Source organism: Rathayibacter sp. AY1E3, from assembly GCF_002932235.1.
Lineage (GTDB): Bacteria > Actinomycetota > Actinomycetes > Actinomycetales > Microbacteriaceae > Rathayibacter.
On sequence record NZ_PSVN01000020.1, the window covers coordinates 24,603 to 45,145 of the forward strand.

Genomic DNA, 20,543 nt, shown 5'->3' on the forward strand with positions numbered 1-20,543 from the left:
GAAGTCACTCTTTCAGTGACGCCGTGCCGGAAGGATCAGGAGACGCCGATGCGCTGCAGGGTCTGCCACCGCCACTGGTCGCGGACGCCCTCGCGCACGGTGCGCACCGCCCGCCAGCCCAGCTCCCGGTCGGCGCGCGCCGGGTCGGCCCAGCTCGCGGCGAGGTCGCCCGGCCGGCGCCCCACGGCCCGCCACCGGACCGTCTCCCCGCTCGCCCGCTCGACCTCGTCGATCAGCTCGAGGACGCTCGTCGGTGAGCCCGTGCCGAGGTTGTAGACGCGGTGCCCGGGCCGCGCGCGCTCGAGCGCCGCGACGTGCCCGGCCGCGAGGTCGCAGACGTGGATGTAGTCGCGCAGCCCCGTGCCGTCGGGGGTCGGGTAGTCGTCGCCGAGGACGTCGACGCACCGGGAGGGGTCGCCTGCGGCCCGTGTCAGCACGGGCAGGAGGCTCCCCGGCGCCGTGGCCGGATCCTCGCCGATCCGCCCCGACGGGTGCGCGCCGATGGGGTTGAAGTAGCGGAGGCTGACCGCGCGCAGGAGGGGATCGGCGCGCGCGGCGTCGCCGAGGATCTCCTCGATGACGCGCTTGGTCGCGCCGTAGGGGCTCGCCGCGCTGAGCCCGGCGGGGGAGTCCTCCCCGACCGGCATCGCGCCGCCCGGGCTGTAGACGGCCGCCGAGCTCGAGAACACGACGGTGCGGATCCCCGCCTCCGCTGCGACCGAGAACGCCGCGGTGGCGAGCCCGACGTTGACCGTCCAGTACTCGAGGGGCCGCCGCACCGAGTCGCCGACCGACTTGAGCCCGGCGAGCAGGACCAGGGCGTCGACCGGTCCGTGGGCGGCGAGGAAGCGGGTCAGCGCGGCCGTGTCGCGCGCGTCGGCGATCAGGCGGGGGACCACCGAGCCGGTCAGCTCCTCCACCGCGTCGAGGGTCCGCTCGCTCGCGTGCGAGAGGTCGTCCACGACCAGCACCTCGTGGCCGCTCTCGAGGAGCGCGACGGCGGTGTGGCTCCCGATGTAGCCCGCTCCGCCCACCAGAAGGACTCGCATGCGGGGAAGCCTAGATCGGCTCCCGCACGGCGTCGGCGCCGCTGCCGGGCCCGCGGATCCGTCGATCCGCGCCGCCGTCACCCGTGCGCGGGACGCCCTCTGCCGCGGTCGGAGCCCGCGATCGCAGCGGACTCGACGGCGAGCGCGACCAGCTTCTCGCCGACCGGGCGGGGCACCACTCCGAGCGCGGCGTCCGCGAATCCCGCGACCAGTGCCGTCCGCCGCTCGCTCCCGCCGCGGGCCAGGAGGCGCACTACCGCGTCCCACGCGCCGGCTGCGGGCACCGCCTCCCGCACCTGCTCGGGGTGCAGCCGCTCGAAGGTGCGGCGGGCCGCCCCCGAGAGGAACGCGCGGCGGCTGCGGACCGCCGCCGAGACGGAGGCGCCGTGGTGCAGGGCCTCGGCGCCGGGCTCGATCCGCACCGGCACTCCCAGGCGGTGCAGCCGGTAGCCCCAGTCGACGTCCTCCCAGCCGTACTCGCGGTAGTCGGTGCTGTAGCCGCCGACCCGGTCGTAGGTCGTCCGCGTCACCGAGACGTTGCCGCCCCAGTAGCGCCAGGCTGCGTCGGAACCCGCCGCGTAGGCGCCGCGGCGGAAGCGCTCGCCGGCGGGCCGGCCGTAGGCGCGGGAGTAGGCGGTGCCCGGGTCGACGTCGGGGCAGAGGCCGACGACGCCGACGACCGCGTCCCGATGGGCCCCGACGTGCGCGGCGGCCCAGCCCGGGCCGGGCTCGAGGTCGTCGTCGCAGCGGATCAGCACGTCGCCCCGCGCGGCGTCGAAGCCGGCGGTGAGCGCGGCGGAGCGCCCCCGGTTCTCGGGGAGCACGACGCGGCGCACGGGCACGGGGGAGGCGTCGAGGGCGCGCTCGCTGGCGTCGACGACGCCGTCGAGGACCACGACCACGTCGAGATCGCGGTGGGTCTGAGCCGCGAGGGCGGCGAGGAGGCGGGGCAGGCGGGCCGCCCCCGCGTAGCTGGGGACGACGACGCTCGCGACGCTCATCGGGACTCCTCGCCGCGCGGGCTGCTCTCGACCAGGAGCAGCTCCTCCAGCCCGCTCAGCACGCGCGCCAGGTCGTCGGCGATGGCGCCGGGATCGGTGGAGTGGAGGCGGGCGAGCCGGTCGGCCAGGCCGGAGAAGTCCTGCGGCTCGTCGTCGAGCGCCCGCCAGGTCGCGGCCACGCTCTCGCGCAGCGCGTAGGGGCTGCCCATCGGGGAGACGTCCAGCGGGAGCACCAGGACGCGCCCGTTCAGATCGACGGAGGCCGTGTCCGGGCGGCGCCGCCAGAGAAGGAGCCGGGGGTCCTCTGCCATCTTCTCCGCGTCCTCTCCGCTGATCACCGCCAGTGCGAGTAGAAATCCGCCAGCGCCTCTTATCGCGACGCCTCTCTCGCTATGTTTGCCGCCGACGCGCCAAGGGGTGTACGTCGAGCGACAGCACCGGAGGGCCGCCAATGTCGGAGTCTAATCCGCTCGCATCCAGCGATATCAGCGATAAGAGCGAGAAGAAGAGCGCGAATTCCGCGGGCGTCTTCGCACGGCGGACGGTCGTGGCCGGAGCGGTCTGGTCGGTGCCCGCGGTGATGCTGGCGCAGTCCGCCTCCGCTGTCTCGATCAGCTGCTTCCCGGTGGGGACGGTCTTCCAGGCGGTCGCCCGCGGACGCCTCCTCAGCGGCTTCCTCGGCGGCGTGAACCTCGACAATGTCGCCGGTGTCTCGGGCGTGACGGCGACTGCGCCGGCGTCGGGACCGAATCCGCCCGACCCGGTCGTCGTGACGGGCGGCGTCAACGCCACGGTACTGAACGGCATCGCCGTGAACGCGACCGGGCTGACCGGCACGCTCTCCTCCCTCCTCACGCTGGCGGCTCCCGCCGGCGTCGGCACCCTCAACCAGTACGCGGAGGCGAGCACCACCGGCACCGTCCGCGGAGCCTCCGGTGCGATCACCAATGCCGGCCAGCTGGCGCTGACCCCGACCTCGGGGAGCTACCCCGACTTCGGCACCGTCAACCTGCAGGCGATCCTCGCCGCCGTCGGCAGGCCGGATCTGTCTGACCTCCTGACCAACGTTGCCGGGCTCACTCTGCAGATCGGCGCCGTCACCGGACGCGCAGCTCTTCAGTCGGCCTGCGTGCCCGGGTCGGACAACCTGCAGCGCGACTACCAGATCACCAGGCTGAACCTGGTGCTCACGTCGACGGCGCTGACAGCTCTCGTCACTCAAGTGACGACCGCCCTGACGACGATCGGCAATATCGGTCTTGTCACCGTCGACACCGCCGCCATCCTCGCGGGGAACCTGCCGGGTGGAGGTCAGCCGATCCAGGCGAGCCTCGGGACGACTCCGGCGACACTGACCATCGATCTCGCCTCCCTCCTCGGGCCGGCTCCCGGGCAGCCCGGGAACACGCAGTTCGGCTCCTACTCCGCCTTCCTCAACAACCTCCCGCCGAACTCGACGCTCCTCGTGGACAGCGGACTCGGCGTTCCGGCGGCGGCCCTGACCGCCTTCACGACGTCGCTGGTCACCGTGCTCACACAGCGGCTGCGCGAGAACATCAGGATCCTCGGGATCCCGCTGAACGGCGCTGGCGTGCTCGCCAGCGTCTTGACCCTGGTCCTGAACGTGCTGAACCCGCTGCTCGCGGCCCTGCCTGCTCTTGTCGGAGCCGTTGTCACCACCGCGATCACCCCGGTCTTCGCCGCCCTGCGGGACGTCATCCAGATCGACGTCAACGCGCAGAACCGCTCGACCAACCCGACCGGGCCCGCCGCCCTCGAGGCGCTCCCCGTCGGCCGCTACGACGTCGCGGCGCTCTACATCCGCGCGGTGGGGCTCGTGAACCTGCTCGACCTGTTCATCGCCCGCGGCTCCGTCGGGCCGAACGTCCGCACGGGCTAGCCGCGCTCGGCGCCGTCAGGCGCCGCGGACCACGAGGCCGTGCTCGACCATCGCGTCGAGCACGGCCTCGACGTGCGCCCGGGGGTCGCCCGCGGGCGGGGCGCCGTGCTCGGCGACGACGGCCCCGGTCAGCGCGTCGACCGTCGCGGGCGTCCCGAGAGCACGCCACAGCACCGGGCCGATCCCGGTGAGCGTCTCGACCCGCTCGTCGAGGAGGCAGCTGACCACTCCGTCGCGCTCGACCCACTCGACGCCGGCGGCGCGCGCGAGCAGACCCGGGCCGGGCGCCGCCGCATCGGCCTCGGGCGCGTCGGCGACGACCGGCGACGCCTCCCCGAGGCGCTCCAGGAGCGGCAGCACCGTCTCCGCCTCGCGGTAGTGGAGCACCCGGGCCCCGCCGACGGAGTCGAGCAGCCCCGCGAGGTGGTGCAGCGCCGCGGGCAGCCGTGCGAAGTGGCTCAGCTCGGGCAGCAGCACCGAGAGCGCCTCGTCGAAGGCGATCGGCTCGAGCCGGGGCTCTGCCGGGCCGGACGGGTCGCGGGCGATCAGGAGCAGGGCGGCCAGGCGCAGCGGAGCGTCCGGCAGCGGCTGCAGGCCCATCGCGGCGGGGGAGCGGTGCCGCTTCCAGTCGCCGCCGTCGAGGAGGGCGACGGGCTTCCGGAACGGCAGCACCCGCCCGTCGCGGCGGACGGCGAGCGTCTCGTCGGTCACGTACCCGTACCGCCGAGCGGCGAGGCTCACGAGGGTCGACTTCCCGGCACCGGGCCGGCCGACGAACGCGACGACGCGGCCGTCGGTCAGGGCGACCGCGGAGGCGTGCACGCTGAGCAGCCGGCCCTCGCAGGCGTCGGCCGCCGCGAGGGTGAGCGCGGCGCCGATGTGCTCGGCGAGGGCGTCCTCGGTCGGCTGCGCGATCACTCCCGGCTCCCCGACCGGCTCGGTCAGCGACACCCGGTACTCGGAGCCCGGGCGATCGGCGTCGTCGTCCACGTCGTTCCACGACTCCTCCACCTCCGTCACGAAGCGGTCGGGGACGGTGTCGTCGAAGGTGAAGCGCACGCCGAGCCCGAAGGGGGCGCGGATCAGCCGGCGGGTCATGTCAGGTCCTGTCCGTCCGTCGGAGGTGGTCCCACGCGAGCGGAGCCGTGCGGGCACCGCGGCGCAGCCGCCGCCACCAGCCGGCCGCCACGTCGATCCGGCGCGGGCCGATGGCGGGGTCGGCGGCACGCAGGGCGTGGGGGGCGGGGAAGACGGCGCGGGCGAGGAGCAGCGGCCGCTGCCGCCAGCCGGCCGCGCGCACGGCCTGCACCCACCCCGCGGAGGCGTGGGGCGAGCTCGCGTTGATCCGCCACGCCCGCAGCTCGGCCGCGGGCACCTCCCCGGCGCGCGCGCGGATGCCGAGCGCGTCGAGGAAGGGCTGCGCGGTCTGGACGGCGCCGAGCTCCTCCGCCGCCGCCCGGAGCGGAGCGTGCAGCTCCGCGCGGGCGGCCACCGCCTCGACGAGCAGGTCGTAGTCGGAGGGCCGCGTGAGGCGCGGGTCGGTGATCTGCCAGGCGTCGCGGAGCGCGTGCAGCGCCAGCACGAGCGCCGAGTCGGCGACGCTCGCGGTCGCGACCGGACGGCCGGCCAGCTCCACGATCCGGTGCCGGCTCCACAGCGCCTCGAAGGCGTCGCGCGGCGGCACGAGGAATCCCGGCCACCGCCAGTGCACGTCGATGTCGACCGGCCACGCGGCGTGCCGGTAGGAGCGCGAGTGCTTGGCCGCGAGCGTCGGTCCGTCCGGCCAGGGCCGCTCGGTCCAGCCGTCGGCGGCCAGGAGGGCCAGGATCCGGGGCAGGTCGTCGGGGGCGACCAGCAGGTCGACGTCGCCGGAGGCGCGGGGCGGCCGGAGCCGGTCGGCGGCGGCGGTCGGTCCCTTGAGCACGAGTGCGCGCAGGCCCGCCGCGTCGGCCCGCCGGTGGACGAACGCCGACACCAGCGGCACGGCCTCGTCGGCCCAGAGAACGCCCACGAGCTCCATCCGGTCAGTATTCCAGCGCTCCTGCGGCCCGCGGAGCCCGGCCGGGGGCGGTGGAGCGGAGCGCTCGTCTCGGTGAGGATGGGCCCGCGGGCCGCGGGGGCGCCGCACGGAGGCGGGCGGGGCGGCGGATGATCCACGGGGGAGCGGGCGGCGCCGGGCGGCCTCCGGTGGCGCTCGCGACCAACAACGGCGACATCGGCGGCGGCGAGGTGATGCTGCTGAGCATCGCGGAGGCGCTCGAGGCGCTCGAGGTCCCGGTCGTGGTCGTCGGCCCCTCGGAGCCGCGTGCGCTCGTCGTCGCCGCCCTCGCCGCCGGCCACCGGGTCGTCGAGCTCGAGGCCACGGGCAGACCCGCCTGGATGCGCGCGCTGCGGCGCTGGGACGCCTCCTCCCGCGAGGGCGTGCTGTGGTGCAACGGGCTGGTGCCGGCCGTCGCGACCGCAGGGCGTCCGCGGCGGATCGTGCATCTGCACCAGCGCCCGTCCGGCCTGCAGCGGCTGCTCGCGCCCGTGGCCCGCCGCGGCGCGCTGGCGACCCTCGTCCCCTCCCGCTACCTGGCGGGGGTCGTCCCCGGGTCGACCGTGCTGCCGAACTGGAGCCGCCGCGTCGACCTGCCGGAGGCGCGGCCGCGGGAGGACGGGACGACCGTCCTCGGCTTCCTCGGGCGTCCTTCGCTCGCGAAGGGGGTGCGGGTCCTCACCGAGGCGCTGGCGCTGCTGGAGGCCGGGGAACCGGGCGCGTATCGCCTGGTGCTGGCGGGCGAGCCCCGGTTCGTGGCGGAGCGGGAGCGTCGCGAGGTGGAGGCGGCCCTCGCTCCGGTCGCCGCTCTGGTGGACCGGCCGGGGTGGATCGAGCCCGGCGACCTCTTCTCGCGGATCGACCTCCTGGTGGTGCCGTCGGTGCAGCCGGAGTCGTTCGGCCTGGTCGTGACGGAGGCGATGTCGGCCGGCGTCCCCGTGGTGGTGAGCGATACCGGTGCGCTCCCCGAGGTCGTCGGCCCGTCGATCGACGCCACGTTCAGAGCCGGGGATCCGCGGGCTCTGGCCGAGCTGATCAGAGCCCGGAAGAAGAGAGGACTATCGGAGTCGCGGGAGAGGGATCGTGCCCGCTGGAACGATTCCTACTCCCCGTCCTCCGGGAAGTCGGCTATCGACGGACTTCTGGCGCGGATGGCCCTCTCCGATGATTCCTGATCCTCCCGCCAGGAGACCGATCCGCTTTCCGGGGAATGCCGCGGGGAGCCTCTCCTCCTCCCTCGGGAAAGGACGACGATGACCCGCGAACCGGAAGTCCTCAGAGTGCTCGGACTGTTCCTCAAGCACCCGACACTGCGCCTGGCTCCGGGCGAGCCCTTCGCCCGCGGGAGGCTGCCGTACCGGGCTGACCTCCTCCGGGACGACTCGACGCGGCTCCTCGTCCCCGGTCACGCGTCTCGGCCCGCGCACGTGAAGCTGCGCGACGTCGTGGAGCACCGCACGGGGCTGAACGTGGACACGCAGCTGCGCGCACTCCGGGCGGTCCGCTCGGCCGACGCGGTGCTCTGCGTGCTCGAGCCGGAGGCGGGCCTCCCGGCGCTGCTCCGCAGCGCGCGGCTCGGGCCGTACGGCCGCACGCCGCTCGTGGTCCTCTCCTGCTGGTGGGCGGAGGAGCTGCTCACCGGCTCGCCGCAGCGGCGCCGACAGGTGGTCCGGCTACTTCAGGGGGTCGACCGGCTCGTCGTGCTCAGCGAGAACCAGCGCGAGGTCTTCGCCCGCCACGGCGTCGACGAGCGGCGGATCGCACCGGTGCTCTTCGGGGTCGACTCCGACTACTACCGGCCCGTTCCGCCGCGTCCGAAGCGGTTCGAGGTGCTCGCCGTCGGGGTCGACCGCGGGCGCGACTTCGACTCGCTGGTCGCCGCCGCCGAGCGCCTGCCGCACCGGCGGTTCGACATCGTGACCACTCCTGCACGGCGGCCGTCCCGGGCGCTGCCGGCCAACGTCGTCCTGCACGACCCCGTCCCGGTCGGCGGGCACCGCGACAACCTGCGCGACGCCGAGCTCGTCGTCGTCACCAGCCACGACCTCGCCTACCCGACGGGCCAGAGCGTCCTCCTGGAGGCCTCCGGCTGCGGGACCTGCACGGCGGTCACCGCGAGCGCCGCGATGACCGGCTACGTCCGCGACGGCGAGACGTCCTTCTCGCTGCCCCTGCACGATCCGGCGGGGATCGCGGCGGTGCTGGAGGCGGTGCTGAGCGACGACGGGAAGCGGGCCGAGGTCGCCCGCGCGGGCCGGGAGCGGGTGCTGGCCGAGCTGAACGCGCGGCACATGTGGGCGGGCGTCCGCGCCATCCTCCGCGACGCGGTCCGCGAGCGCGGCCGGGGCTGAGCAGCGGTCGGCCGGGGCAACACCAGGCGACCTCCGCCCCACCGGGAAGGGCCCGCCGACCGGGACCTCCGCGCCCCGGACCCGCGGATCCGCGCCGGATCGGGCGGACGCGGGAGGCGCTACTCCGGCGGCAGAGCGCGGGCGCGAGCGGACCGCTCCGCGAGCAGAGCGAGACCCGCGCCGATCACGACGAACGAGATCGGGGCGAAGAACACCTCGCCCAGCTGCGTCGCGCACAGCAGCACCAGGATGCTCGCCGCGCCGACCGCGTGCCCCGGGCGGCTCCCGGCCCCGGCGGCCGTGGTCGCGAAGCCGGCCACGAGCACGGTGCCGATGACGCCGACGAGCAGCACGACGCCGCCCTCGGCCATCAGGGCCAGGAAGGAGTTGTGGAAGAACCAGTCGATCCCGTCGACCCGCGCGGTCGCCTCGCCGAGCCCGGAGCCGGTCCACGGCGAGAGCGCCACCTTGTCGACCGAGGCGTCGAGGATGCGGGCGCGCAGGGCGTCGGAGCCGGCCCGCTCCACCCCGTAGTCGCCCGCCGTAGCCAGGTTCCGCTCGGCCCAGAGGAACAGCAGGACGAGGCCGCCGCCGAGGAGCGCGCGGAAGAGCAGGCGCAGGTACGGCGCCGCGACGAGCCACACGAGCGCGCAGGCGTAGGCCGCCATCGACGTGCGGGAGTCGGTGGCGACGACCGCAGCGCCTCCGAGCGCGAGCACGCCGATCCGCAGCCACAGCCGCGAGCTGAGCGCCGAGACCAGCAGTGCCGCCGCTCCGTAGACGAGACCGGCCACGTTCTTGTCCTGCAGGTAGCCGGTCAGGGCGCCCTGGTAGCTGTCCGGGGCGAGTCCCGCGACGAACAGCACGGCGTTCAGCGACAGCGCCGCGGCGAGTCCTTTGAGCCCCGAGACCACGTCGATCCGCCCGCTCGCGAGGAAGCCCGCGGCGAGCATGACGAGCGCGATGTTCGCCGCCCGGCGCAGGGCGTCGAGGCCGTCGAAGGACGAGCCGGCGAGGACGAAGGCGAGCAGGGCGAGGCACAGCCACGGGTACCAGGCGGCCCGTCCGAGACGGCGGGTGGGCCGCCGGAAGAGGCTGACGAGGACCAGGGCGGCCAGCGCCGTCTGGGCCAGCGGGACGCTCCCCGGGAGGAAGGGGGTGGGGAGCCGGTAGACCAAGAGGCCCATCAGGACGGCATCGAGTATCCGAGCGGAATGTGCTATCGGAAAGGCCGCGTGAACGAGCGGGGAACGCCTCTCGACGGCGATCTCTCCCCCTGGCACGGACATGTCGTCATCCTCGCAGAAAGGGCCTCCCGAGGGGTCGGGGACCGCCTAGGGAAAGGCGCTCCCCATTGCTAGCGTGACCGACACCTCAGCATCGTCGTGCGGCGCATGCGCGGCACGCAGAAAGGTGCGCAGTGACTGTCGTCGATCTCATCGCATTCATCCGGCGGAACTGGCGGACCCTCGCGGTCGCCGTGCTCGTCGGAGCCCTGGCGATGGCCGCCTTCTCGTTCCTCACTCCGAAGGTCTACGAGTCGAGCTCGGCAGGATTCGTGATCGCCGCGAGCGACGGCAGCTCGGCCGATGCGATCAGCGGGTCGCAGACCGCAGTGACCCGGGCCAACGCCTACCTGCCGCTGATCTCGAGCAGCGCCGTCTCCGAGCGGATCGAGGCCGACCCGGAGGCGAACCCCGGCGGAGAGGCCCTGAGCGGCCGCCTCACCGCGAGGGTCGCTCCGGGCAGCACCCTGATCGAGGTCACCGCCGAGGCCGGGACCGCGCAGAACGCCGCAGCCCTGGCCAACGGGGCGCTCGCGGCGCTGGCGGCCGTCATCACCGACATCGAGACGCAGTCCACCGCGGACCGCACACCGCAGATCACCGTCGTCCCGCTCGAGAACGCGGAGCCGCCCGCCGCTCCGACGAGCCCCGACTGGGTGCGGAACATCCTGCTCGGCGCCCTGGGCGGGCTCGTGCTCGGCTTCGGTCTCGCCTTCCTCCGGCGGGCCCTCGACATCCGCGTGCGGACCGTCGACGACCTCACCGAGCTCTTCGGCGTCGGCGTCCTCGGCCGCATCCCCAAGGCCGGGCGCCCGGGCCGGACCGGCGGCCGCCGCGGCACCGACGCGCTCACCGCGGAGGCGTTCCGCTCGCTCCGGACGGGCCTGCGCTTCTCCAGCGTCGACGAGGAGACGCGCAGCGTCGTGATCACCAGCGCCAACCAGGCCGAGGGCAAGTCCACGATCGCCGCCGGAGTGGCCCGCGTCACCGCGGAGTCCGGGCAGCGCACCCTCCTGGTCGACGCGGACCTCCGCCGGCCCTCCGTGGCGCGGATGCTGGACATCGACGGCGCCATCGGCCTCAGCGAGGTCCTCAGCCACCAGATCCCCGTGGACGACGCGATCCGCCCCACCGGCACCGCGGGCCTCTACGCCCTCCCGGCCGGGCACATCCCGCCGAACCCGTCCGAGATGCTCGGGTCCGAGGCGATGCGCGCCCTGGTCGCGCGCCTCTCGAAGGACTACTTCGTCATCATCGACGCCCCGCCCGTGCTGCCCGTCACGGACGCGTCCATCGTCGCGACCGTCGTCGACGGCGTCGTCTTCGTCGTCGCCTCGAACCAGACGCGCCGGCCCGAGGTGGTCGCCGCCCGGCGGATCGTCCAGCAGGTCCGCGCCCGCGTGCTCGGCACCGTGCTCAACATGGTCACCGCCCGCGACGGCGACACCGGGTACTACTACTACGACCGCAAGAACGCGTACTACGCCGAGCCGCAGCCGGCGACGGGGCGCAAGCGCGCGGCGGCGGCACCGCGCCGGTCCGAGCTCGCCCCGGTGGAGTCGCGGGCCCTGCCTCCGCAGACGTCCCGCCGGGCGGCTCGATGAGCGGGCGCCTGCTCCTGCTCTGCCATGCGAACGTGGCCCGGTCGCCCTCGGCCGAGCTGATCGCGGCGCGCCTGCTCGGCGCCGGCTCCGACTGGCGGGTCGAGAGCGCGGGAACGCACGCGGAGGCCGGCCGCGGGCTCGACCCCGAGCTCAGCGATGCGCTGCGGGCCCGCGGACTCTCCACTGCCGGGCACCGCGCGCGCCAGGCCGACGGCCGGATGCTCGCCGGCACCGATCCCGTGCTGGTGTTCGAGGCGGGCCAGCGGGAGTGGGTCACCCGCCACTTCCCGGCCGCCGCGCGCCGCACCACCACGGTCCGCCGGGCGGCGCGGCTGGCGGGAGCCGCCCCCGGCGTCCCGCTCCTGCGGCTGCTCGCCGACGACACCGCCCCCTACGGAGCCGAGGACGACTTCGCCGACCCGTTCGGGCGCGGACCGGACGTCGCCGCGGCGGCCGTCGAGGACATCGACGCCCTGCTCCGGGTGATCCTCCCCGCTCTCGGCGCTCTGCCCGTCGGCGCGGAGCCCCCGGCCGCCACCGTCCGGAGCACCCGCCGCTCGCTCCGCCGGGACCGCGCCGCCGAGACGGTCGCGAGGTGACCGCCGAGGGGGTGAGCGTCGTGATCCCGCACTACGGCGACCCCGCGCCCGCGCTCGCCCTCGTCGAGCGGCTCCGCAGCCAGGAGTCGCCCCCCGCCCTCGAGATCGTCGTCGTCGACGACGCCTCCCCGGTCCCGTTCCCGGCCGGGATCGACGGAGTGGAGGTCGTGCGGCGCGAGCGGAACGGCGGCTTCGGCGCCGCGGTGAACACGGGCGCCGCCCGGGCGCGCCACCCGCTGCTCCTGGTGCTCAACAGCGACCTCGTCGTCGGACCCTCCTTCCTCCGCGACCTGCTCGAGGCGGGACGGCCGTGGCTGCCCGCGGTCGTCGCTCCGGACCTCGTCGACGCGGGCGGGGAGCGGCAGTGGGTCGGCCGGCGCTTCCCGCGGCTGCGCCACTACGTCGTGGAGTGGCTCACTCCGCTCGCGCGCTGGCGCCCGCGGCTGCACGCCGCCGTCGGCCACGACACCCGGTGCGCCCCGGGCGCGACAGTGCCGGTGGACTGGGTGGTGGGCGCCGTGATGCTGCTGCCGGTGGCCGAGTTCCGCGCGGTCGGCGGGTTCGACGAGTCCTTCCACATGAACTGCGAGGAGGTCGACCTCCAGCGCCGGCTGCGCGAGCGCGGCGTGCCCTCGGTCTTCGCCGGCTCCGTCGTCGCCGAGCACACGGGAGGCGGCTCCTCCGACCCCGCGCGCCGGCTGATCTGGCTGGTCGCCTCGCGCCTGCGCTACGCCCGCAAGTGGGGCGGGCGCCCCGCCGCCCTCGCCGCGGCCCTGCGCGCCGCCTCCGCCGTGAACCTCGCCGCCAACGCGGTGCGTGCCGCCGCCGGCAGCGACGTGCGCCCGCTGACCGTCCTCCGGCGCGAGCTCCGGCTCGTCGCCGCCGCCGAGGCGGCGTCCCGGTGAGCGGGCCCGTGCTCGTGGTGAGCCCGGTCTTCCACGGCTACTGGGAGGCGCTCGAATCGGCGCTGGCCCACCTGGGCGACGACGTGGTCGTCCACCGCTACGACGCCGCGACCGGGCTCGCCCACGTGCGCGACGCCCTCGGCCACCGGCTCCCCGGGGGCCGGCTCCGGCGCTCGTCCATGCGCGCCGAGACCGACCGCGCGATCGCGGCGCTGCGGGCCGTCCGGCCCCGGGCCGTCCTCGTGGTGAAGGGCGACTCCCTCGGCGACGCCTGGTGGGAGGAGATCGGCCGCGCCGGCGTCCCCGTGGTGCTCTGGCTCTACGACGAGCTCCGCAACATGGGGCACCCCGTCGACCGCCTGCGCTCCCTCGCCGGGGAGGCGGTGTCGATCGTCAGCTACTCCGCCGCCGACGTCGCCGAGCTCGCCCGCGCGGGGGTTCCGGCCGGGCACCTACCCGACGCCTTCGACTCCCTCCTCTCCTTCCGCCCCCGCCCCTCCGCCGCGGTGACCTTCGTCGGCGCCCGCTACCCCGAGCGCGAGCGCGTGCTGCGGGAGCTCGCGGCCGGCGGGGTCGCGGTCGAGGCGTACGGGCGGCAGTGGTCGCGGCACCCCTGGGACGTGGCGCGCACCGGCCGCTGGCGCTCGGCCGGCGTCCCCGCCCGCCGCGACGTCCCGCGGGCGGGCTACTACGGAGTGATGGCCGGCTCGACCGCGACCCTGGCGCTGCACGGCGCGGGCCACGGCGGGCTCTCGATGCGCGCCTTCGAGGCGCCGGGCGTCGGGGCGCTGACCCTGATCGACCGCCCCGAGGTGGCGGAGTTCTACGAGGTGGGCAAAGAGGTGCTCGTCTTCGAGGAGCGGGACCAGCTCGTCGAGCACGTGCGGCGGGCGGGCGCGGACCCCTCCTGGGCGCGGCGCATCCGCGAGGCGGGCGCGCGCCGCACCGGCGCCGAGCACACCTTCGTGCACCGGATGCGGGAGGTGAGGGCCCTGTGGCGCTGACGCACCCGACCGACCTGGAGGCCTGGCGCCGCTGGCAGCGCGGCCGCGACCCGCTGCGCACCGCCCGGGCGGCGCTGCGGCGCTCCGAGCCGACCCGCCTGGTGCTGCACGTGCGCGGGGACCGGCCCGCCCTCCTGCTCGCGGTGGAGGCGTCGACGGCGAGCGCCCTCGCCTCGACCGCGGCCTCGCTCGCTCCTCTCGGCGGGGCTCCCGCGGCGGTCCTCGCTCCCTCCGGAGCCGGCGACGCGCTGTCCGGGCTGCTGCCGGGCCGCTGGAGGGCGCACCCGGTCGACCCGGAGGCGGACCCGCCCGCCGAGCTGCGGAGCCTCCGCGCCGTGATCGCCACCGGCCACTTCCTCGCGGCGGGAGCGGCCGCCCACCGCTGGTCCGGAATCCTCGGCGCCCGCTTCCTGGTCGTGCAGCACGGCCTGCTCACCCCCTCCGCCCCGCCGCTCCCGCCCGGAGCGACGCTGCTGGCGTTCTCAGAGGAGGACGCGACCTTCTGGACCTCCGGCCGCAGCGACGTGGAGACCGAGGTCGTCGGCAGCCAGCTGCTCTGGACCGCGTCGCGCCGCCCGCGCCCCGAGCGGCTCGAGGAGCGGCCCCTGTTCCTCGGCCAGCTGCACGGCGCGGAGCTGCCCCGGCGGACGGCCGCGGCCACCGCCTCCCGCTTCTGCCGCGAGGCGGGCGCCGACTACCGCCCCCACCCCGCCGAGGTCGACCGCCGCTCGCGCTGGCAGCACGCGCGGTGGGAGCGCCGCGGCATCCGGGTGCTCCGCGGCGGCGACCTCGCCGCGCAGGCCCGGCCGGTCGCCTCGATCTTCTCGACCGGGGTCCTCGAGGCCGCGGCCGCCGGGATCCCCGCGTGGGTCGTCTGCGAGGACCCGCCCGCCTGGGTGCTCGAGTTCTGGAGCCGGTACCGGCTCGCGCGCTGGGGCGGGCAGACGCCGACCGCGGCTCCGCCCGTCCCGTCCGTCGAGCCGGCCGTCGCCGTCGCCCGCCGGGCACTCGCCATCGCCGAAGGAGGCACCCCGTGACCGTTCTCTGCGTCATCCCCGTGCGCGGGGGCTCGAAGGGCGTCCCGCGCAAGAACGCCCGCCCCGTCGCGGGCCGCCCGCTGGTGGTCTGGAGCATCGAGCAGGCGCTCGCCGCCGGTCTCGACGTGCTCGTGTCGACCGACGACCCAGAGCTGGCCGCGATCGCGGAGGGGGCGGGAGCGGACGTGCCGTTCCTCCGGCCCGCCGAGCTGGCGCGCGACGAGACGGCGACCGAGCCCGTCGTGCTCCACGCGATCGAGCACCGGGCCGCGCTGGGGCGCCGCCCGGACGCGGTGATGCTGCTCCAGGCGACCTCGCCGATCCGGCTCCCGGGCACCCTCGCCCGCGCGCTCGAGCAGTTCGCCTCGACGGAGGTCGACTCGCTGGTGGGCGTCGTCCCGCAGACGCCGTTCCTCTGGCGCCTGCAGGAGGGCACCTCCGTGCCGCAGTACGACGTCACGGCCCGGCCGCGGCGCCAGGACCTCGCCGAGGCCGACTTCTTCTACCGGGAGACCGGGTCCCTCTACCTCACCCGCACCGAGGTCTACGAGCGCGAGCGCAACCGGATCGGCGGCCGGGTCGGCCTGTTCGTCATGGACGAGGCGGAGGGCGGGGACATCGACACCGAGGCGGACCTCGCGGTGGTCGAGCAGACCCTCCTCGGCCTCGCGGCGGGAGGCGGCGCATGATCATCGACCGCCACCTCGCCCCGTTCATCGTCTTCGCCGAGGACCCGGTGCTCGCCGCGCTGGCCAAGATCAACGCGAACAAGCAGCGGATCGTCTTCTGCGTCGACGGGCACGGGATCCTCCGCGGGTCGGTGTCCGACGGCGACTTCCGCCGCTGGATCATCGCGAACCCGACGGCCTCCCTCGACGTCCCGGCCCTCGCCGTCGCGAACACCGCCGTCCGCACGGCGGGAGCGGACGAGCCGGCCACCGCGATCGCCGCCCGGCTCGGCCGCGACGGGATCAGCCACCTCCCGCTCGTCGACGACCGCGGGCACCTCGTCGCGATCGCGGTCGAGGGCGATCGGGCGCTGCGGATCGGCCGCCACGAGGTGGGCGACGGCCACCCGGCCTTCCTGATCGCGGAGATCGGCAACAACCACAACGGCTCGGTCGATCTGGCGCGGCGGCTGGTCGACCTCGCGGTCGAGGCGGGAGCCGACGCGGTGAAGTTCCAGCTGCGCGACCTCGACTCTCTCTACCGGCGCGCCGGCGGGGCCACCGCGGGGGAGGACCTCGGCGCCCAGTACACGATCGACCTCCTGCGCCGCTTCTCGTTGCCCGCCGAGCCGCTCCTCCGGGTCTTCGACCACGCGGCCGAGGCCGGGATCGACGTCCTCTGCACCCCGTGGGACGCCCCGAGCGTGCAGGCGCTCGTCGACTACGGGATCCCGGGCCTCAAGATCGCCTCGGCGGACCTCACCAACCACGGCCTGATCGAGGACGCCGGCACCCGGGGACTGCCCCTGCTGCTCAGCACCGGGATGTCCCGCGAGTCCGAGATCCTCGAGTCGGTCGCGCTGCTGCGCTCGCTCGGCACCTCCTTCGCCCTGCTGCACACCCAGTCGACGTACCCGGCGCCCTACCGCGACCTCAACCTCGCCTACCTCGACCGGCTCGCCGAGATCGGCGGCGGCGTCGTCGGCTACTCCGGCCACGAGCGGGGCTGGCACGTCCCCGTCGCCGCCGTCGCCCGCGGGGCCCGCATCGTCGAGAAGCACTTCACGGTCGACCGGGGGATGGAGGGCAACGACCACACGGTGTCCCTGCTCCCGGACGAGTTCCGCCGCATGGTCGGCGAGATCCGCGACATCGAGGACTCGCTCGGCACGCGCGACGCCCGATCGGTCTCGACGGGGGAGTCGATGAACCGCGTCTCGCTCGCGAAGTCGCTGGTCGCCTCCCGCGACCTCTCGATCGGGGACGTGGTGCGCGCCGCCGACGTCGTCGTCCGCAGCCCCGGCCGGGGCCTCCAGCCCAACGAGCTGCCGCAGCTGCTCGGCCGCGCGCTCCACCGCGACGTCGAGGAGGGCGGGTTCTTCTTCGCCGGCGACCTGCGCGAGAGCACGCCGTCCGGCCGGCCGTTCCGGTTCCGCCGCCCCTGGGGCCTGCCGGTGCGGTACCACGACCACGCGGCGCTCGCCGCGGAGTCGAACGCCGACTTCCTCGAGTTCCACTTCTCGTACCGCGACCTGGAGATCGAGCCGGACGACGTGTTCACCCGCCGCCTCGACTCCGGCTTCACCACCCACCTGCCGGACCTGTTCGCGGGCGACTTCCTCGTCGACCTCGCCTCCTTCGACGACGACGTGTGGGAGCGCTCGATCGCGGAGGTGCAGCGCACCGTCGAGACCACCCGGAGCCTCGCGCGCTGGTTCCGCCAGGAGGAGGACCCGATGATGGTCGTCACGATGGGCGGCTTCACCCGGCACGCGCACGTGGCTCCGGATCAGCGCGCTCCCCTCTACGAGCGCGTCGCCGACGCCCTCGAGCGGATCGACGCGAGCGGCGTCCGCGTGCTGGCGCAGACCCTCCCGCCCTACCCGTGGCTCATGGGCGGGCAGCAGTTCCACAACCTCTTCGTGGACCCGCGCGACACCGCCGAGTTCGCGGCCGCGACCGGCACGCCGCTCTGCCTCGACGCCTCGCACACCAAGCTCGCGGCGAACCACCTCGGGCTCGCCTTCTCGGAGGCGGTGGCGCTGCTCGCTCCGCTCAGCGCGCACCTGCACCTCGTCGACGCGACGGGTGTCGACGGCGAGGGGGTGCAGATCGGCGAGGGCGAGATCGACTGGCCGGACTTCGCGGCGTCGCTCGACGAGCTGGCGCCCGGGGTGCCGTTCATCCCCGAGATCTGGCAGGGGCACGTGAACAGCGGCGAGGGCTTCTGGACCGCGCTCGAGCGGCTGGAGGAGTGGCTGTGACCCCGCTCGCGCTCTGGGCGGTGCCGGTCGGCGAGTTCGGCGGGGTGGCCCGCCACGTCCTCGACGCCGCCCGGCACGGGATCCCCGGCCACCGCCTCGTCGTGCTCTGCCCGGAGGGAGCGCTCGCCGAGCGGCTGCGGGAGCAGGGCTCGGCCGTGACGACCGGGCGCTTCGGAGTGTCCGCCGGTGCCGCCGCCTCCGTGGCGACCCTGCGCGCGACCGCGGCGGCTCTCCGCCCGGCGATCGTCCACTCCCACCTCGCCCACGCCGACCTCGTGACCGCGGCGACCCCGCTGCCCAGCGGGGTCCGCCGCGTCACGACGGAGCACGGCATCGCCGGGCCCGACGTCTACCACCCCACCGCCCTGCGGGCGCGGACGACCGCGGCGGCGCACCACGCGCGGCTGCGGTCCTTCGACGGCGCGATCGCCGTCTCGGAGGCCACCCGCCGCACCATGATCGAGAAGTGGCGGCCGAGCCTGCCGGTGCAGGTCGTGCTGAACGGCGTCGACGCCGCGCCCCGCGACCGCGAGCAGGGGGAGCCGGGCTCCCTCCGGGTCCTCTCGCTCGCGCGCCTGGCGCCGGAGAAGCGCCTGGACGCGCTGCTCGAGGCCTTCGCGGTGCTGCGCCGGCGCGTCCCCGGCGCCACGCTGACCGTCGCGGGCGAGGGACCGCTCGACGGCGCCCTGCGCGCCCGGGCCGAGCGGCTCGGCCTCGGCGACGCGGTGTCCTTCCCCGGCTTCGCCGATCCGGAGGCGGCGCTCGCCGCGGCGGACGTCGTCGCCCAGCTCTCGGTCTGGGAGAACTGCTCCTACACGCTGCTCGACGCGGCCGCCCGCGGGATCGGCGTGGTCGCCTCCGCGGTGGGCGGGAACCCCGAGATCGTCGACCGGGACTCGCTGGTCGACGCCGACGACCCGGAGGCGGTGGCCGCGGCGCTGGAGCGGCAGGCGTCGAGGGCCGCGGCTCCTCGCGCCGTGCGGGACGTCGCCGCCATGTGCGGCGGGATCGCCGCCGTGTACGAGGGGGTGGCGGCGTGAGCGGCGGGTCCCTGCGACCGGGACTGCGCACCCTCCTCTCGCTGGCCGGCGCCGCCTCTCCGGGCTGGATCACCGCCGCCGTCGCGGGCTCCCTCGCGCTCGCGGTCCTCGACACCCTGGGCGTCGCCGCGATGGTGCCGCTCATGGCGCTGCTCACCGGGACCGACACCACCACGGGCGCGCTCGGCGTCCTCTCCGGCGTCCTCGGCTCGACCGACGTCCAGACCCTCCTCCCGATCATCGCCGGCTTCGTCGCGGTCGTCTTCGTGCTCAAGAGCGCCGGGACGATCGTCTTCCGGTGGTGGCTGCTCGGCCGCACCACGCGGATCTCGGCCGACGCTGCGACGGAGCTGCTCCGGCGGTACGTCCTCGCGCCCTACGCCGTCCACCGCTCCCGGCGCCTCGCCGAGGTGTACCGAACCATCAACGACGCCAGCGCGCAGGCGGCCGGCGTGCTCCTCGGCGTGATCGGCATCGCCTCCGACCTGCTGGTGCTCGTCGCGATCGTGGCGATCCTGCTGGTCGCCTCGCCGGTCGCGACCCTGTTCGCGGCCGTCTTCTTCGCGGTGCTGCTCGGCGGCGTCCAGGCCCTCCTGCGGCGGCGGCAGGGCCGGATCGGCGAGGAGATGGCGGAGGCGGCGCTGGAGTCGTGGCAGTTCCTGCTCTCCTCGCTCGACGGGTTCCGCGAGGCGCGCCTGACCTCGAGCGCGGCGAGCCTGGTCGCCGGCTTCAGCGGGGCCAAGCGCCGCAGCGCCCAGGCTCTGCGCTCCCTCTCGCTCGTCTCGGAGCTGCCGAAGTACCTGCTCGAGATCGGCTTCGTCGTCGCCGTCGTGGGCGTCTCGGGGATCCTCGTCGCCACCGGCTCCGGCGCCGAGGCGCTCTCCGTCCTGGGCGTCTTCGCGGCCGCCTCCCTCCGCGCCCTGCCGACGCTCAACCGCGTCTCGGCCACGTTCGCGATCGTGCGCAGCGGGCAGGCGGGGCTGCGGATCGTCTCCGAGGCGGCCGAGGAGCTCGCCTCCGAGGGGGCGCACGACGAGACGCCCGGGCCGGGCGGCCGCTACTCCGGCGACATCGCGCTCGAGCACGTCACGTACCGCTACGCCGACTCCGACGTGGACGTGGTGCGGGACGTCTCGCTGGTGATCCAGCGGAACGCCACGACCGCCTTCGTCGGATCCAGCGGCGCCGGCAAGAGCACCCTCCTCGACCTGGTCCTCGGCCTGCTCCCGCCCACGAGCGGCCGGATCCTCTGCGGCGGGCGGCCGATCGACGAGGACCCGGCGGCCTGGTACGCGGGGCTCGGCGTGGTGCCGCAGGACGTGTTCCTCCTGGACGCGACGGTCGCCGCGAACGTCGCCTTCGGGGTGCCGGCGGCCGAGGTCGACCACGAGCGCGTGCGCGAGGTGCTGCGGACGGCGCAGCTCGAGGAGTTCGTCGGCGGGCTGCCGCAGGGTCTGGACACCCGCGTGGGCGAGCGCGGCGTCCGCCTCTCCGGCGGCCAGCGCCAGCGGCTCGGCCTCGCCCGGGCGCTGTACCGGCGCCCCTCCGTCCTCGTCCTCGACGAGGCGACGTCGGCGCTCGACAACCGCACGGAGCACGAGATCTCGCGGGCCGTCGCCGAGCTGCACGGCAGCATGACCGTCCTCGTGGTCGCCCACCGGCTCTCGACCGTGCGCGGCGCCGACCGGCTGCTCTTCCTCGACGGCGGCCGGATCGAGGGGGCCGGCACCTTCGAGGAGGTGCGGGCCGCGCACCCCGGCTTCGCCCAGCTCGTGGCGCTCGGAGAGCTCTCGTGAG

General features: G+C 75.4%; 18 protein-coding genes. 12 read left to right on the forward strand and 6 right to left on the reverse strand.

The genetic code is table 11. The annotated features are described in order from the left end of the window. Positions 1-35 precede the first annotated feature (35 nt). The 3 genes from galE to C5C53_RS14340 all read right to left on the reverse strand — a co-directional run bounded on the left by galE (position 36) and on the right by C5C53_RS14340 (position 2,361). A complete protein-coding gene (gene galE, locus C5C53_RS14330; RefSeq protein ID WP_104233571.1) occupies positions 36-1,049 on the reverse strand; it encodes a UDP-glucose 4-epimerase GalE in 1,014 nt (337 codons plus the stop codon). Between the two features lie 77 nt (positions 1,050-1,126). Next, the gene (locus C5C53_RS14335; protein ID WP_104267839.1) at positions 1,127-2,050 is read right to left on the reverse strand and encodes a glycosyltransferase family 2 protein; all 924 of its coding nucleotides are present in this window, start codon (positions 2,048-2,050) and stop codon (positions 1,127-1,129) included. Further along, a complete protein-coding gene (locus C5C53_RS14340) occupies positions 2,047-2,361 on the reverse strand; it encodes a hypothetical protein (protein WP_146079006.1) in 315 nt (104 codons plus the stop codon). Before C5C53_RS14340 ends, C5C53_RS14335 begins: the two co-directional genes overlap by 4 nt. Before the next feature lie 140 nt (positions 2,362-2,501). On the opposite strand from C5C53_RS14340, the gene C5C53_RS14345 reads away from it, so the two are divergent. Next, positions 2,502-3,950 carry a choice-of-anchor G family protein gene (locus C5C53_RS14345; RefSeq protein WP_146084679.1) on the forward strand — a complete coding sequence of 483 codons (1,449 nt, stop codon included), beginning with the start codon at positions 2,502-2,504 and terminating at the stop codon, positions 3,948-3,950. A gap of 15 nt (positions 3,951-3,965) precedes the next feature. Here the strand turns inward: C5C53_RS14345 and C5C53_RS14350 are convergent, their stop codons facing one another. Together C5C53_RS14350 and C5C53_RS14355 are read right to left on the reverse strand one after the other, a co-directional pair. Then, positions 3,966-5,048 (reverse strand): PqqD family protein, encoded by a 1,083-nt coding sequence (locus C5C53_RS14350; RefSeq protein WP_104248012.1) that lies wholly within the window; start codon positions 5,046-5,048, stop codon positions 3,966-3,968. Position 5,049: 1 nt separating this feature from the next. Further along, positions 5,050-5,970: a nucleotidyltransferase family protein gene (locus C5C53_RS14355; protein ID WP_104248013.1), complete on the reverse strand. Its 921-nt coding sequence runs from the start codon at positions 5,968-5,970 to the stop codon at positions 5,050-5,052. Between the two features lie 128 nt (positions 5,971-6,098). On the opposite strand from C5C53_RS14355, the gene C5C53_RS14360 reads away from it, so the two are divergent. Both C5C53_RS14360 and C5C53_RS14365 read left to right on the forward strand, forming a co-directional pair. Beyond that, the gene (locus C5C53_RS14360; protein WP_104267841.1) at positions 6,099-7,163 is read left to right on the forward strand and encodes a glycosyltransferase family 4 protein; all 1,065 of its coding nucleotides are present in this window, start codon (positions 6,099-6,101) and stop codon (positions 7,161-7,163) included. Positions 7,164-7,241: 78 nt separating this feature from the next. Then, positions 7,242-8,339 carry a glycosyltransferase family 4 protein gene (locus C5C53_RS14365; RefSeq protein WP_104267842.1) on the forward strand — a complete coding sequence of 366 codons (1,098 nt, stop codon included), beginning with the start codon at positions 7,242-7,244 and terminating at the stop codon, positions 8,337-8,339. A gap of 119 nt (positions 8,340-8,458) precedes the next feature. Here the strand turns inward: C5C53_RS14365 and C5C53_RS14370 are convergent, their stop codons facing one another. After that, positions 8,459-9,526 (reverse strand): O-antigen ligase family protein, encoded by a 1,068-nt coding sequence (locus C5C53_RS14370; protein ID WP_104267843.1) that lies wholly within the window; start codon positions 9,524-9,526, stop codon positions 8,459-8,461. 233 nt (positions 9,527-9,759) lie between these two features. On the opposite strand from C5C53_RS14370, the gene C5C53_RS14375 reads away from it, so the two are divergent. Genes C5C53_RS14375 through C5C53_RS14415 form a run of 9 tightly spaced genes read left to right on the forward strand, consistent with a single transcriptional unit; the run spans position 9,760 to position 20,542 of the window. Further along, complete coding sequence (locus tag C5C53_RS14375; RefSeq protein WP_104267844.1) at positions 9,760-11,229, forward strand: polysaccharide biosynthesis tyrosine autokinase; 1,470 nt, start codon at positions 9,760-9,762, stop codon at positions 11,227-11,229. Continuing rightward, entirely contained in the window at positions 11,226-11,828 is a 603-nt protein-coding gene (locus tag C5C53_RS14380; protein ID WP_104227202.1) for a hypothetical protein, read from the forward strand. Before C5C53_RS14375 ends, C5C53_RS14380 begins: the two co-directional genes overlap by 4 nt. Then, a complete protein-coding gene (locus C5C53_RS14385; RefSeq protein ID WP_104267845.1) occupies positions 11,825-12,733 on the forward strand; it encodes a glycosyltransferase family 2 protein in 909 nt (302 codons plus the stop codon). Before C5C53_RS14380 ends, C5C53_RS14385 begins: the two co-directional genes overlap by 4 nt. Further along, on the forward strand, positions 12,730-13,737 hold the full coding sequence (locus tag C5C53_RS14390; RefSeq protein ID WP_104267846.1) for a glycosyltransferase: 1,008 nt from the start codon (positions 12,730-12,732) through the stop codon (positions 13,735-13,737). Before C5C53_RS14385 ends, C5C53_RS14390 begins: the two co-directional genes overlap by 4 nt. Next, a complete protein-coding gene (locus C5C53_RS14395) occupies positions 13,728-14,774 on the forward strand; it encodes a hypothetical protein (RefSeq protein ID WP_104267847.1) in 1,047 nt (348 codons plus the stop codon). Before C5C53_RS14390 ends, C5C53_RS14395 begins: the two co-directional genes overlap by 10 nt. Further along, positions 14,771-15,463, forward strand: coding sequence for a cytidylyltransferase domain-containing protein (locus C5C53_RS14400; protein WP_104267848.1), 693 nt, complete (start codon positions 14,771-14,773; stop codon positions 15,461-15,463). Before C5C53_RS14395 ends, C5C53_RS14400 begins: the two co-directional genes overlap by 4 nt. Next, positions 15,460-17,706 carry an N-acetylneuraminate synthase family protein gene (locus C5C53_RS14405; protein WP_104267849.1) on the forward strand — a complete coding sequence of 749 codons (2,247 nt, stop codon included), beginning with the start codon at positions 15,460-15,462 and terminating at the stop codon, positions 17,704-17,706. Before C5C53_RS14400 ends, C5C53_RS14405 begins: the two co-directional genes overlap by 4 nt. Beyond that, entirely contained in the window at positions 17,703-18,746 is a 1,044-nt protein-coding gene (locus tag C5C53_RS14410) for a glycosyltransferase family 4 protein (protein WP_104267850.1), read from the forward strand. Before C5C53_RS14405 ends, C5C53_RS14410 begins: the two co-directional genes overlap by 4 nt. Then, the gene (locus tag C5C53_RS14415) at positions 18,743-20,542 is read left to right on the forward strand and encodes an ABC transporter ATP-binding protein (protein ID WP_104267851.1); all 1,800 of its coding nucleotides are present in this window, start codon (positions 18,743-18,745) and stop codon (positions 20,540-20,542) included. Before C5C53_RS14410 ends, C5C53_RS14415 begins: the two co-directional genes overlap by 4 nt. Position 20,543: the final 1 nt, after the last annotated feature.

What these genes read in the sequence shown, in the direction of transcription:
- C5C53_RS14355 (WP_104248013.1), bottom strand. Translation starts at nt 5,970, where the DNA reads ATGGAGCTCGTGGGCGTTCTCTGGGCCGACGAGGCCGTGCCGCTGGTG.
- C5C53_RS14350 (WP_104248012.1), bottom strand. Translation starts at nt 5,048, where the DNA reads ATGACCCGCCGGCTGATCCGCGCCCCCTTCGGGCTCGGCGTGCGCTTC.
- C5C53_RS14335 (WP_104267839.1), bottom strand. Translation starts at nt 2,050, where the DNA reads ATGAGCGTCGCGAGCGTCGTCGTCCCCAGCTACGCGGGGGCGGCCCGC.
- C5C53_RS14365 (WP_104267842.1), top strand. Translation starts at nt 7,242, where the DNA reads ATGACCCGCGAACCGGAAGTCCTCAGAGTGCTCGGACTGTTCCTCAAG.
- C5C53_RS14340 (WP_146079006.1), bottom strand. Translation starts at nt 2,361, where the DNA reads ATGGCAGAGGACCCCCGGCTCCTTCTCTGGCGGCGCCGCCCGGACACG.
- C5C53_RS14360 (WP_104267841.1), top strand. Translation starts at nt 6,099, where the DNA reads ATGATCCACGGGGGAGCGGGCGGCGCCGGGCGGCCTCCGGTGGCGCTC.
- C5C53_RS14405 (WP_104267849.1), top strand. Translation starts at nt 15,460, where the DNA reads ATGATCATCGACCGCCACCTCGCCCCGTTCATCGTCTTCGCCGAGGAC.
- C5C53_RS14370 (WP_104267843.1), bottom strand. Translation starts at nt 9,526, where the DNA reads ATGGGCCTCTTGGTCTACCGGCTCCCCACCCCCTTCCTCCCGGGGAGC.
- C5C53_RS14380 (WP_104227202.1), top strand. Translation starts at nt 11,226, where the DNA reads ATGAGCGGGCGCCTGCTCCTGCTCTGCCATGCGAACGTGGCCCGGTCG.
- galE (WP_104233571.1), bottom strand. Translation starts at nt 1,049, where the DNA reads ATGCGAGTCCTTCTGGTGGGCGGAGCGGGCTACATCGGGAGCCACACC.
- C5C53_RS14345 (WP_146084679.1), top strand. Translation starts at nt 2,502, where the DNA reads ATGTCGGAGTCTAATCCGCTCGCATCCAGCGATATCAGCGATAAGAGC.